This window comes from Alcanivorax sp. (genome assembly GCF_019431375.1).
In the GTDB taxonomy this organism is placed as follows: Bacteria; Pseudomonadota; Gammaproteobacteria; order Pseudomonadales; family Alcanivoracaceae; genus Alcanivorax; species Alcanivorax jadensis_A.
The window spans coordinates 1,955,513-1,968,698 of record NZ_CP080267.1; the positions used below are offsets into that span (position 1 = coordinate 1,955,513).

Annotated in this window: 9 protein-coding genes; 6 read left to right on the forward strand and 3 right to left on the reverse strand. The window is 51.4% G+C overall.

Annotated features, from left to right (window positions below; translation table 11 throughout):
* The first annotated feature begins 244 nt into the window (after window positions 1-244).
* From KZ772_RS09050 to KZ772_RS09075, 6 genes are all read left to right on the forward strand, one after another.
* On the forward strand, window positions 245-1,606 hold the full coding sequence (locus KZ772_RS09050; protein ID WP_290539450.1) for an outer membrane protein transport protein: 1,362 nt from the start codon (window positions 245-247) through the stop codon (window positions 1,604-1,606).
* 34 nt (window positions 1,607-1,640) lie between these two features.
* Window positions 1,641-4,721, forward strand: a complete 3,081-nt coding sequence (locus tag KZ772_RS09055) for an Ig-like domain-containing protein (protein WP_290539451.1) — start codon at window positions 1,641-1,643, stop codon at window positions 4,719-4,721.
* A gap of 173 nt (window positions 4,722-4,894) precedes the next feature.
* Entirely contained in the window at window positions 4,895-5,851 is a 957-nt protein-coding gene (locus KZ772_RS09060; RefSeq protein WP_290539464.1) for an alpha/beta hydrolase, read from the forward strand.
* Window positions 5,848-7,374, forward strand: coding sequence for an NAD(P)/FAD-dependent oxidoreductase (locus KZ772_RS09065; protein WP_035248735.1), 1,527 nt, complete (start codon window positions 5,848-5,850; stop codon window positions 7,372-7,374). The genes KZ772_RS09060 and KZ772_RS09065 overlap by 4 nt, the downstream gene beginning before the upstream one ends.
* Window positions 7,371-8,237 (forward strand): SDR family oxidoreductase, encoded by an 867-nt coding sequence (locus KZ772_RS09070; protein WP_007150445.1) that lies wholly within the window; start codon window positions 7,371-7,373, stop codon window positions 8,235-8,237. Before KZ772_RS09065 ends, KZ772_RS09070 begins: the two co-directional genes overlap by 4 nt.
* Window positions 8,238-8,278: 41 nt before the next feature.
* The gene (locus KZ772_RS09075; RefSeq protein WP_007149555.1) at window positions 8,279-9,163 is read left to right on the forward strand and encodes a metal-dependent hydrolase; all 885 of its coding nucleotides are present in this window, start codon (window positions 8,279-8,281) and stop codon (window positions 9,161-9,163) included.
* A 146-nt stretch (window positions 9,164-9,309) separates the two neighbouring features.
* Here KZ772_RS09075 and KZ772_RS09080 read toward each other — a convergent pair whose 3' ends face one another.
* Genes KZ772_RS09080 through KZ772_RS09090 form a run of 3 tightly spaced genes read right to left on the reverse strand, consistent with a single transcriptional unit; the run spans window position 9,310 to window position 13,182 of the window.
* Window positions 9,310-10,911 (reverse strand): GMC family oxidoreductase N-terminal domain-containing protein, encoded by a 1,602-nt coding sequence (locus KZ772_RS09080; RefSeq protein ID WP_035248738.1) that lies wholly within the window; start codon window positions 10,909-10,911, stop codon window positions 9,310-9,312.
* The gene (locus KZ772_RS09085; RefSeq protein WP_290539452.1) at window positions 10,898-12,013 is read right to left on the reverse strand and encodes an acyl-CoA dehydrogenase family protein; all 1,116 of its coding nucleotides are present in this window, start codon (window positions 12,011-12,013) and stop codon (window positions 10,898-10,900) included. Before KZ772_RS09085 ends, KZ772_RS09080 begins: the two co-directional genes overlap by 14 nt.
* Window positions 12,014-12,021: 8 nt before the next feature.
* Window positions 12,022-13,182, reverse strand: a complete 1,161-nt coding sequence (locus tag KZ772_RS09090) for an acyl-CoA dehydrogenase family protein (protein WP_007150215.1) — start codon at window positions 13,180-13,182, stop codon at window positions 12,022-12,024.
* Between the last annotated feature and the right edge of the window lie 4 nt (window positions 13,183-13,186).

Here is a 13,186-nt window from a genome sequence, read left to right on the forward strand (position 1 = left end):
GGAGGCGTTACACCACTCGATAACCCATGCCTGGTCAGCAACAGAACACGGCATCTCGTCATAGACGACGACTGGGCGTCACGCATTAATGTGTGACATTACCGGAGCGCCAGAGCACAACGTCATTACAGTCATGGACACAGACAGCTAAGCCTGAGACCAATATTGGTTGTTTAACCAAACAAACAGAAAATCAGAACAACTCACCATCTATAACCAGAACAGCCCCCTTTAGGAGCCTGAAATGCCTGCGAAAAAAACAAAACGGTTACCTCTCCTTTTCTTCACGTGCACTACAGCATTGCTCTCACCCGGCTTGGCCATTGGCGGTGCTGGCGACGGAGCGAGCACTTATGGGCTAGGCCCAATGAATGCTGGCTCTGCCTTGGCATTCAGTCCTTTTGCATCCAACAGCTGGTCGGTGTACTACAACCCGGCCGCCATGGCCCGCTCCCCGGAGGGCGAACTGGGAGTCATTGTGCAGTATGGCGACCAGGAATTACGTGCCAAATCACTGGGAGGAACAGACCCTTTGGAGCGAGAGAATGATATCCTCTCTGATACCAGTTCCGAACTACTATTAATTGGCTTGAAAAGCCGCGTCGCCGGCATTTCCAGCATCGACAAGCCCATTTACTTTGGGCTGAACGTGGGTGTAGACCAATACTCGTCCAACCTATTGCCCTATCAGGCCAATACCAGCCAGGAAGGGCAGTTTCTACGCTATGAGTCTCAGCCACTTTATCTCGCATTTGGTGGTGCTATCAGCAACGTCCTGAGGGGCATTGACGTCGGCGCATCAGCACGTCTTACCCTCCAGGCCAAAGCCAACCTGGAAGCAGTTTCAGACCTTGGCGGCAACACAGACTCTGAAAAACTTTCCCTGGAAGCCTCTCCATCCCTATCACCGGCACTAGGTATCAATATCCGCTCTGGAGAAATGTTTTGCGGTACAAGCGAGTGCATGCCTTTTGGAATGGATAAGATGGAGCTGGCTCTTTTCTGGCGGGGGGAAAGTAGCTATGAGGTATCCGTGGATGCCAATGTGGTTGTGCCGGGAGTTATCCCTGAACCAGGCCTGAGCCTAGCGCTTAGTACAATTGATACCTATCAACCTGAAGTTCTCGGCGCAGCCATTTTGCTTCCCGTTGGCAAATTCGAATTGACGGCAGGCATTGAGCAGCACAATTGGTCTGCGCTTGAAAGCGAGTTTGCCGGCGATACTATTCGCGATCAGGCTAATCTAGCGTTTGACGACATCACCATTCCCCGAATTGGCGTTAGCTATCAGTGGTCGGAGTCCATGAAACTCTTTGCCGGCGCAGCCCTGGAGGACTCACCTTTAAAATCCAGCCGATCCCAGGATGTTAACTATCTTGACACCGATAAAAAGGTTTTCGGTGTGGGTGCCAGCTACCGTCTGGCCAGCGCACCAATAATAGATATGCCATTAGAACTCGCCTTCGCTTACCAGTATCAAATGCTGGATGAAGCTGATTTTGAATTGACCTCCATCAACTCTCCCACCGATCCAGATTCTTATGAAACGGTAAGGGCTGATGGTGAGATAAACGTATTTTCTGCCTCTCTGTCGCTAAAGTTTTAACAACAGGCATGCGATTAATACCAGGAGAAGAGCAATGAATAATAATTCCAGCACAATCCATCAGTTTTTTACTATTCTGGCGATCGCCATAGCAGCCCTTCTGACCGGATGCGGTGGCGACCAGGGCGATGTAAACAATCCCTGGAGCACACCAGAGACACTAATTTTTTCTTACCCTTATCCCGGCCAGACAGAAGTGCCAGTTACCGCGCCAGTGATCCTGCGATTTTCCTCTGCACTTGAGCAAGAGGTTATTGATGACATTGACTCACGCCTACAGCTGGCCAGTGATACTGATGGGAATACCGTCATGGTTGACTATCAAGTGGTAGACAATGGCAGAGGCCTGGCCCTGTATCCTCAATCGCAGCTGGCTCCGGCTGAAGGGTACCATCTGGTTGTCAACGATGGTGGCTTAGGAGCCATTGATGACAATTCTGTGGCCCGCGTTCGGTTTCGGACTGCAGGCAATCAGGCCGGCGCATCGCAAAGCATGGGAAGCGGCTCTTTCACTCTGCTTTCAGCCACTCCTTTAGACCAACCGTCATTGCTAGAGTCAATTGATGATGCCAGGCATCCCAACGACATGAGCACCTTCAGGATGTCGTTTAACCAGACGGTTGATCCAGCCAGCACAGCATATGGCGAAACCGGATCGGTTCAACTTCGTGACAACCTCGGCAAGCTGGTTCCCGCATCCCTATTTTTGCAGGGCCGTTACCTGACACTGGATCCTGACCAAGATCTACAACCTGTGGAACACACACTAACGATTGCTGGGCTGCGCGCCCAGACTACCGGTGAACAGTTACCGGTGTACAATCGTACTTTTGTACCGAAAACGACACTTCCCCGTGCTACATCCGTTCTCAAAGTTGGCAGCCTTGGAGCTGAGCAACCTGAACTAGCGTCAACTTTAACCGGCAACCCGATCAATCAGGTACCAGTACAATCCTTTGTATTGGGAGATGAATCATTTACCGGGTTGAGCGGGGATCTAGCAGCAGATCTGGCTTTTGCTCCCAACTTTCCTGATGCCGTTCCACTGCGAGTCCCCGCTGGTTCCGTACTCCGAGGCACCGCCGTCGACGTCAATATACTGGGCGAAATACCGTCCGGGCTAGAAACCGGTGAAGTCACCATCACGATACTCAGCGACGCTAATGGGTATCTGATCCCGAATCCTTTCAGTGATTCCCCATCGGTCCCCCGCTATGCCCTGCTTAATATGGACGCAGCAATGACAGCTGCAGGTCAAGAACCCAATGCGGCTCTCAGCCAGAATCTGCTAAATGTGCAGGTGGCGGGTTTAGCCGTTGTAAAAGATGGTGTGCTGGTACTGGATGCGGTCAGTGTGGTTGAACTTGAAGTGCTGGGCTTAGAGAGGGCATCTGGCCTGCTCTCATTTCGCATGGAGGCCTATCAAAACCAGCGCCAAGCGCCTACCCCAAGCCAAGATACACAGCCCTTGCAGCTCCAGTCTTGGGCACCGGGGGAAACATTCCAACCCAATGCAAGACCTGGTGACCCCGTTATCCTGAACTTCAACAAACCATTGGACCCAGCTTCGGTGTTCCTTGACGGTGCCGTACAGGTTTCTGTTGATGATGTAGTAAAGACGTACCCAATACGTCACGATGGAGCCACGATCATCATCGGAGGAGATATCCTTCAACACGGAAAAGACGTCGAGGTCACCCTCACCAGCCTGCTCCGAGATACGCAGGGAAACCCGCTCAACCAGGACCAGACACTCAACATCCGCCTACCGGACTTCGTGCTTCCCAATGGCAGCACCAATGAGCTACGTGCACCACTTGTCGCTGCTGTTTTTCCCGGTTACCCCTGTGCGTTAACCGATGTCGATCTTACCGGCGAAAGAGAGACTTGGCGCAATGGCCGATGTGTAGGAGGTAAAAATAGCGACCCGCTCTATCCTGTACCGAATATGTTCAAGGATTTTAGTATTCGAGTCATCTTTAGCCGCAGTATCGACGGCGACACGGTTAATGATCAGACTTTTGTTGTTGAACACTTCGATACCAACAATAACGCATGGGACCCCATCAATGGTCGTCTCAAGGTGCTTGCCCAGCGAATAGAGTTTCTCCCGAACAACCCGTGGCAGATTGGCGAGCTTTATCGCTACACCCTGCACTCCGAGCAAAACTCGCCTGTTTGTGGCACCAATGCCATATGTTCAACCGATGGTGCACCGCTACAAACACGTCAAATCTCTCAGTCCAGTTCCTCAGCCCCAGAGCTTAGAGAAGGAGGTCCAGACCTAACCAATCACTTCGTTGTAACAGGGGAAGAAGACCGGATCACCCGTGTGTCGTTACGCTCTCTGCCGGTTGCGGATGTTAACGCTAATCTTAGTATCGATGACAACGAGCAAGGTGCGGTACCCGATGGTAACGGCGGTGCCATTGCCGATGCCAACTACCTACAGCTTAGGCTAAAAAACAAATCGGGAGTAATAACCCATGCCAACATTGGCTGTGGTATAGGCGACGATTGCCCGGAAAAGAAATTTGCCTTTGTCGGGTCAGGCGCCTTGCAAGCCGGGGTAAGCCAGTATGAGCCGGATGTCACCATCAACCGACGCCTCATCGACAGCGACCCAATGACATCAAATGAAGTCACCGGCGCCGTCATTGCCAAAGTCTTCCCCACTGTTCTCCCAACGACGAGTGTGTTTCTGGAAGCCCGTGCACTGGGATTAATCACAATACCGTTAGACACCGGCCCCCTGGTGCTTCGCTTGGCATATGAAAACAATCAGCCCATTACTGGCTATATCACCCGAACCCCTGATGGCCCCTGGTTTAGCACCACGTTTGATCTCATGGTGGATGCACCAGAACTGGAACCACGACTAATCATTGAACTTGGGCATGACATCCGCAGTAAAAAAATAACCGGAGTCACCTTGGAAGGGCCGTTACGTTTTGTTGACGATGGTCGCCTGATTCTAAAAGTTCGCAACCCTGACTCTCTCGTCATACCAGCCAACATTGATCTGCTTGGCATAGGTTTGGCCGGTGTCGAATTGGAGGTACCGCCCCTCGGCGTAGACCTTACTTTTACCTTCTTGCCGGTAAAAGATTTTTAATATATTCCCCTTGTGCTAACGCACTTTCATGCCCCCTTTATGGGGGCTTTTTTCTGTCCTCACCGTATGCCACACCGCTGAATGATCATCAATATCGTCAAATAGGACTTTTCTTTGTGTAGAAGAAACGCTAATATTTGGTTGTTTGGCCAAATAAATAAATGCCTATAATGATGCATCCTCACGACAGCCTCGCAAGCCTTGCCTATAGCGATTCAAAGCACTCACCGGAATCTGGCAGGGATATACAGTTCCCGGGAAACGGCGGGTTGGTTCTTAGTGCAACCCAGTTCGGGGACCCGAAGTCACCGCAGGTGCTTTTGCTGCATGGCGGCGGACTGACCCGTCATGCCTGGGCGCACACGGCAACAGCTCTGGCCAGATCCGGGTACTGCGCTACCTGCATTGATGCCCGCGGTCATGGTCAAAGCCAGTGGTGCCCTGAAGGGGATTACAGCGGCACCGCGCTGGTATCAGACCTCCGCGCCATCATCCAATCACTTCCCACATCACCTTATATCGTGGGAGCGTCAATGGGCGGACTGACGGCCATGCTTACCCTTGGGGAGGAGCCCCCCTTGCCCTGTCGAGGTCTGGTACTGGTGGATGTGGCCCCACGGCTTGAGACCAAAGGCGTTCGCCGGGTGATTGAGTTCATGCGCCGCCACCCTGACGGTTTCGACTCTCTGGATCAGGTTCAGGATGCCGTGGCTGCCTATAACCCAACACGAAAAGCACAATCAAGCTCACAGGGCTTGCGAAAAAACCTCCGCCAGGACGCTAATGGCCGTCTCCATTGGCACTGGGATCCTGCGTTTCTTGATCATGCGGTAATCCCTGAAGCAAATGAAGGCATGTTCGGCCGAGCGCGACTCAATCTTGCAGCAAGCAAACTCAAATTACCGATATTACTCATCCGCGGCCATCACAGTGATGTACTCAGCGAAGCAGGAGCCCAGGAATTATTAGCCCTCGTGCCACATGCCAAGTACCGAGTAATCCATCAAGCAGGTCATATGGTAGCGGGTGACCGCAACAGTATTTTTACCGGAGCAGTGCTGGACTTTCTTCAGCACCTTGACCCGCAAGGAAATCACATACGCTCCACCGATCGGAGACTTACACCATGAAACATAAACACCTCGACGTGCTGATCATTGGCGCGGGCCTTTCCGGCGTTGGTGCGGCTTGTCACCTAAGCCGCAAGTGCCCAGATCTACGCTATGGCATCCTTGAGCGACGCAAGCGCGTTGGTGGCACCTGGGATTTATTTCGCTATCCCGGCATCCGTTCGGACTCCGATATGTTCACACTCGGCTATAACTTTCGGCCTTGGACAGACACCAAGATGCTTGCCGATGGCCCCTCTATTCGCAATTACATCGAAGAAACCGCTGAGCATCATCAGGTCCACAAGAAAATTCATTTTGGCCTGAAAGTCACTGCCGAGGACTGGAGCAGCGAATTCAATCGCTGGACGGTTACCGCGTTGAACGAGGAAACCGGTGAAGAAGAAGTTTTCACCGCTGGGTTTGTCCTCAACTGTACCGGTTATTATAACTATGACGCCGGCTACACACCGAAAATTCCTGGAATCAATCGCTTTGGCGGCGAGGTAATTCACCCGCAGCACTGGCCAGATAACTACGACTATACGGGTAAGCGAGTTGTCGTGATCGGCAGCGGCGCCACCGCCGTAACACTGGTGCCCGCGATGACCGACCGCGCTGCGCATGTCACCATGTTACAGCGCTCCCCTACTTATGTTGCCTCCGTCCCTGAGCAAGATCTCATCTCGAAAAACCTGCGCCGAGTACTGCCAGAAATGCTTGTTTACCGCATGGCGCGCACACGCAATATCCTGCTGCAGAGAACCGTATTTAACCTATCGATTCGTAAGCCCAAAGCGATCCGCAGATTACTGCTGGCCGCTGCTCGCAAACAACTGGGGCCGGATATCGACATGAAGCATTTTCAACCTCACTACAACCCATGGGAGGAACGAATGTGCGCAGTTCCCAAGGGGGATCTGTTCAAGGTGCTTCGTGAAGGCAAGGCTTCCGTGGTGACGGATCATATAAAAAATGTCACCAAAACCGGTATAAAACTGGAATCTGGGGATTGGATACCTGCCGATATTATCGTCACAGCTACCGGTCTGGATTTGCAAATGTTGGGCGGCGCAGAGCTACGTGTTGATGGTACGCACGTCAATCTCTCAAACACCATGATGTACAAAGGCTTAATGCTGGAAAAAGTGCCTAATATGGCACTGGTCTTTGGCTATACCAACGCGTCCTGGACCCTCAAGGCAGATATTGCCTCCGAATTTGTTTGTCGGCTTCTCAAGCATATGCGCAAGACAGGCGCAGAAAAGGTGACCCCTATCGACGAGGAAGGGTGTGGCTCTGATGTCAACTTTCTCAACCTTCGCTCTGGCTACATTCAACGTGCTGATGACCGCCTGCCACGCCAAGGCAACAAAGATCCTTGGCAAAACCTCAACGATTATCTTCACGACCTGCCGGCGCTTCGTTATGGAAAAATGAATGATGGCCACCTTAAATTCGAAACGACAAACCTACATAAAACGAAACGCAATCTCGTCCAAAAACTTCTGAGCAACACACTCAATATAGAGGCGCAACGATGAAATCATTTTCAGGAAAAGTCGCGGCGATCACTGGCGCCGGGTCGGGCATCGGGCAAGCCACGGCGATTGCTCTAGCAAAAGAAGGCTGCCACTTAGCGATCTCTGATATCAGCGAAGAAAGCCTAGAGAAGACGGTCGAATTACTGGCAGGCTACGCCGTCAACATCAGCACTCATGTTGTTGATGTCAGCAACAAAAATGCGGTTTATCAATACGCGGAAGATACCGTATCAACACACGGAAAAGTAAATCTCATCATGAACAATGCCGGTGTGGGACTGGGTGAGACCGTCGAGAACATGAGCTATGAAAACTTTGAATGGCTGATGAATATCAATTTCTGGGGTGTCGTATACGGTACAAAGGCATTTCTTCCCCATCTCCAGAAAATAGGTGAAGGCCATATCGTCAATATCTCCAGCGTTTTCGGCATTATCGGTGTTCCAACCCAGTCAGCCTACAACGCCGCAAAATTTGCTGTTCGCGGATTTACAGAATCATTACGTGAAGAGCTGGATATCGCGGGCGGCCTTGTCAGCGCGACTTGCGTTCATCCAGGTGGAGTAAAGACCAACATCGCGCGTAATAGTCGCATGGGAGACATGGGCAGCATGAACATGGGCGACAAAGAAGAGATTGCCAGCATGTTCGAAAAAATTGCCATGACCACACCCGAAGCTGCCGCTAGAACCATCCTGAAAGGCGTGCGGAAAAACCGGCGAAGAGTTTTGGTAGGCGGTGACGCGGTCATGCTGGACACCACACAGAGACTGATACCCACAGGCTACCAACGCTTGCTTGAAATTATGTTTAAAAAACAGCAAAGCAGCAAAAATAAAAAAACGCATCAGGGCATGGCCTGACATTTTTCTCTTTAACTATCACATTATTGATTGGAGGCGATATGCGCTCGTCTAATACGGTAAAAAGCATTAAGAAACTCAGCGGCGCACTGGTGGGCATTCCACCGCGTCATATCAATTTTCAATTTCCGGATTCCATTCCAAAGTATTTTTATGCTGGAAATGCCACAGCAACGACTTTCTTTGCCATGCTCTCCGGTTTTTTCCCACCTGGTGAACGCTATTTCATGGAGTCCGTTAGACACTTTCGTGGTCAGGTTAAGGACGAATCTCTACGGGCGGCCATATCGGGCTTCATGGGGCAGGAGGCCATTCACGGACGAGAGCACGACAGGCTGAACCAGATTCTCGCCGAGTACGGCTATGACATGCAGTCGCCAGATCGGTTTGTCAAAATTGGCTTGGCCATACTAGAGAAGTTGCCGCCGAGCACTCGGCTAGCCGCCACCACGTTTATGGAGCACTTTACTGCGCTTCTCGCCGAGCAGCTGCTTGAAGACGAGAATTTTGTACGCCAGGCAGACCCTGAAATGCTCAAAATATGGCAGTGGCATGCGCTCGAAGAGCTGGAACACAAATCTGTTGCCTACGACGTATATGAGCTTATTGGTAACAGCCGTACAGAGCGCGTGGCTGCAGCCCTCGCCTCGATGGTCGTCTTGCTGCCGATGCTGGGCATCACCTGGAGCTGGATGCTTGTCAAAGACGGCCAGCTCGGCAACATCAGCGATAATGTTAAAGGTCTGAATATTTTGCTAGGTCGTAACGGGTTTGTATCGCAAATCCTTTCGCGCCTTCCTGAGTTCATTCAGCCGGATTTCCACCCTGATCAACATGACACCAAAGGGCTGGAAAAACTGTGGCGTGAGAAGTTGTTCGCTGAAGGTGGCCAACTGCATGAGCTGTATAGCAATCCGGCGGCATAATAATGCTCAAGGGGGTTTAGGGAACCTCTGAATAGTTGACGACTCTGTCACCACCGTTTGCTAAAAGACACACAAAAAAATGCCGGAATTGCTTCCATGCAACTCCGGCATTACACCTTTTATCATAGCTTTTCTCTAGCCGATCTTTATTGCGCATCCTCTAGAATGAATTGTGCCGCTCGCTCGCCAATCATCATACATGGCGCGTTCGTATTACCACTGATCAACAGTGGCATGATCGAGGCATCGGCGACACGCAACCCCTTCACACCGTTTACCCGCAGACGGACATCCACCACCGCTTTTTCATCACTACCCATTCGGCAAGTGCCGACGGGATGGTAGATTGTTTCAGCGCGCTGGCGAATATCCGCGTCAATCTGGTCATCACTCTCCACGCTGGAAGCCGGTTCGTCATCACCGCCAAAAGCAGAGCTGAAAGAATGACTGTGAAACACTTTTCTGGCTAGTTTCACGCCTTCACGGAGCACAAGAATATCGTCAGGATGAGAAAGATAGTTTGGGTCTATCAAAGGCGCAGCAAATGGATCGCTATTGGCCAATCGAATCTGTCCTCGACTCTTAGGCCTGAGTTGGCACACATGAATCGTACAACCAAACCCTGGCGTCAACTGACGTCCATGATCTCGAAGATAAGCCGGTAAAAAGTGTAGCTGAGCATCCGGACGATCCGGCTCGCTGAGCAGGCTGACAAAAGCCCCTGCTTCCGCCGCGTTACTGGCAAGAAAGCCGCGCCGATGACGAAAATACTGGTAGAAGGCACTAATCAGCCGAGGTATAAAAAACGGTGACATGCCGATTGATTGACGGCTTTTGTCCTTGATCATGACGGTCATATCAAGGTGATCTTGAAGGTTCTCCCCAACTTCCGGCGAGTCTTGCAAACAGGTGATGCCGATTTTCGATAGGTGCTCTCGCTCTCCAATACCCGACAACATCAGCAACTGAGGGGTATTGATCGCCCCACCGGACAGGATGACTTCTTTGTTCGTACGAATGACCGATTGAGCACCATCACTATCACAAATTTCGACGCCAATCGCCCTGCCGCAATCCAGTAACACCTTGGTTACCTGCACATCCGTCATGATGTGCAAGTTATCGCGGCCACGTGCAGGATCCAGGAAAGCACGCGCGGCACTCCACCGGCGCCCTTCTTTTTGTGTTACCTGAAACCGGCCAAAGCCTTTCTGTTCCGGCCCGTTAAAATCATCGTTTCGGGTATAACCCAGCTCTTCACCGGACTTAATAAACAGCGGGGTTAACGGGTTAACATCCCTGACTCGGGTAACATTCAGTGGCCCACCCACACCATGCCAATTGTCAGCGGAGTATTGTTCATTGTTTTCATGTGCATTGAATACCGGCTGCACATCTTTCCACGCCCACCCTGTTGCGCCTTGCGCTGCCCAGTCATCATAGTCTTGTTGTTGGCCTCGAATGTAGACCATGGCATTGATTGAGCTGCTGCCCCCCAGTGTTTTTCCTCGCGGCCAGTAGAGGCGCCTTTTATTAAGGTGACTTTGTGGCGCGGTGTCGTAGCCCCAGTTTCGCTTTCCTTGTTTAATTAGACCGATGAGTCCAAACGGAATATTAATAAAACCGCTATTATCGTGGGGGCCGGCCTCAATAAGACAAACGGAATACTTGCCGCACTCGCTTAACCGGTTGGCAAGAACACAGCCCGAAGAGCCCGCCCCCACGACGATAAAATCAAACGACTTCATTTTGCTTCTCCCCCGCCTGAATAAACCGTGACATGTGGTGCTCTCGGTCGCCATGACTCAATGATGCATGTGTCACCAGACGGAAGTAATGGCCAATGTTCAGCTCTTCCGTAACACCAACGCCACCATGGATCTGGATACCTTGCTGAGTGATACCAACGGCCCGGTTTGCGTAGTAAGCCTTTGCCGCCGCTGTCGCGCGCCCGCGCTCACCGACGTTTGCGCTCTCTCCTTTTACTGACACCATCAAGAGCATGGATTCCAGCTGCTGGAGATCAATAAACGCATCAACAAGGTAGTGCTGGATTACCTGAAAACTGCCAATCGTTGTACCAAACTGTTTACGCGTTCGAGCGTATTCCAGAGTGGCCTGATACACCTCTCGGCAGGCGCCGTACATACGTGCGCAGTCCAATGCGCACAGATAATCGAACCAGGCAGAAACCGCTTGCTTTGCCGCATCACCACGACACAAAACCATTTCGTCTGTGATGAGCACATCATCAAGCGTCAAACTGGCAGCACGGCTTCCATCGAGCAGTCGATATCTTTCAACGTCACAGGCGTCGAAAGGTAGCGCGACAATGGCCAACTCATCACCAGACATAGCGGAGACGAGCACGGCGTCTGCAACGCCACCATCAGACACAACGTGCTTCTGCCCGGAAAGTCGTTCTCCGTTTAGCCTCAAGGAAGGGTTCAGCACGTGATAACCGGCATGCCGGTCATAAAGACCGCAAGCCACACGTGCCTCACCAGAAATAATGCGATCAAGCAACGCCAAGGATGTTGGCGTATTGGCGAACTCCAATAACTTGCCGGGGGAAACAATTAAATCGACAAAAGGGTCAAGACAAAGCGCGGCTCCTAACTCCTGAACAATGGCGCACACGTCAAGCAATGAGCCGCCATACCCTCCAACAGATTCAGCAAACGGAAGGCCAAACCAACCCAAATCATTCATGGCCTGCCAGCGATTCGCTTCAAGGTGATTACTCTCATTCAACTGTGCAATGTAGCTGTCAAATGAATAGTTGTCTTTAAGATAACGGCGCGCGGTATCCGCAATCATGGTGGTATTTTCGGGTAACTTGAAATCCATTTTTCACCTCACAATCCGAGCAACATCTTCGCCAACACGTTTTTCTGGATCTCGTTAGATCCACCATAGATGGTGCACGCACGCAGGAAGTTATAGCGGCGACTGGCCTGATTAAAAATTTGCTCCCCAATGGGCTCCTCGTTATCCCATGGCAAAGACATCAAACCTCCGATTTCCACCATCGCTTGGGAAACCCTTTGCTGTAGTTCCGTGCCTTTGATTTTCAGTCCTGACGATTCTGGGCCGAACGGCTTGCCTTCATCTGTGGCAGCAACGGTGCGAAAGTTGGTGTATTCCAGTGCCATAAGATCGACTTCCAAGCCAGCCAACCGACGCACCGCCAACTGCTTATCTGTTTCCGTTGGTAGCGCATCGATAGCACTTTTAAGGCGATTGATTTCGTAGTGAATATCCGCCACACCGGCAATGGTGGTGCGTTCGTGGGTAAGAAGAAACTTGGCAATGGTCCACCCCATTCCTTCTTGACCCACCAAATTTTCCACAGGCACTTTCACGTCGGTAAAATAGACTTCGTTAAGGTGATGATGCCCATCAATTGAATAAATCGGCCGTACTTCAAGCCCGGGGGTTTTCATATCGATCAGCAGGAATGAAATACCCTGCTGCTGTTTCACGGTGCTATCCGTTCGCACCAAGCAAAACATCATGTCTGCCCAATGGGCCTGTGTCGTCCAGATTTTTTGACCATTAACCAAATAATGGTCGCCATTACGCGTGGCTCGCGTTTTTAACGAGGCCAGATCTGAGCCCGCATTGGGCTCAGAATAACCTTGGCACCATAGCGTTTCGCCACGCTGAATGCCGGGCAACCACCGTTCCTTCTGTGCTTCAGAACCAAAGGTATATAACACCGGCCCAACCATGGCCACACCAAAAGGACTTGTTGGCGGAGCCCCTGCCGAGGCGCGTTCCTGATCGAAAATATACCGCTGGGTTGCGCTCCACCCTGGGCCACCAAATTGTTCTGGCCAAGTAGACGTGAGCCAACCTTGACTGCCCAGCAAACGCTCCCATCGTTGCTGCATATTCTTGTCTGGCATCGCTCCTCGGGCAGTACAGCGCCGAATATCATCAGGCACATTTTCCTTCATCCACTGCCGGATACTCTTACGAAATTCTTTTTCGTCATTACTGAAATCCAGATTCATGGAA

Coding starts and splice junctions, on each gene's coding strand:
- KZ772_RS09050 (WP_290539450.1), top strand. CDS start 245: ATGCCTGCGAAAAAAACAAAACGGTTACCTCTCCTTTTCTTCACGTGC.
- KZ772_RS09055 (WP_290539451.1), top strand. CDS start 1,641: ATGAATAATAATTCCAGCACAATCCATCAGTTTTTTACTATTCTGGCG.
- KZ772_RS09060 (WP_290539464.1), top strand. CDS start 4,895: ATGCATCCTCACGACAGCCTCGCAAGCCTTGCCTATAGCGATTCAAAG.
- KZ772_RS09065 (WP_035248735.1), top strand. CDS start 5,848: ATGAAACATAAACACCTCGACGTGCTGATCATTGGCGCGGGCCTTTCC.
- KZ772_RS09070 (WP_007150445.1), top strand. CDS start 7,371: ATGAAATCATTTTCAGGAAAAGTCGCGGCGATCACTGGCGCCGGGTCG.
- KZ772_RS09075 (WP_007149555.1), top strand. CDS start 8,279: ATGCGCTCGTCTAATACGGTAAAAAGCATTAAGAAACTCAGCGGCGCA.
- KZ772_RS09080 (WP_035248738.1), bottom strand. CDS start 10,911: ATGAAGTCGTTTGATTTTATCGTCGTGGGGGCGGGCTCTTCGGGCTGT.
- KZ772_RS09085 (WP_290539452.1), bottom strand. CDS start 12,013: ATGGATTTCAAGTTACCCGAAAATACCACCATGATTGCGGATACCGCG.
- KZ772_RS09090 (WP_007150215.1), bottom strand. CDS start 13,182: ATGAATCTGGATTTCAGTAATGACGAAAAAGAATTTCGTAAGAGTATC.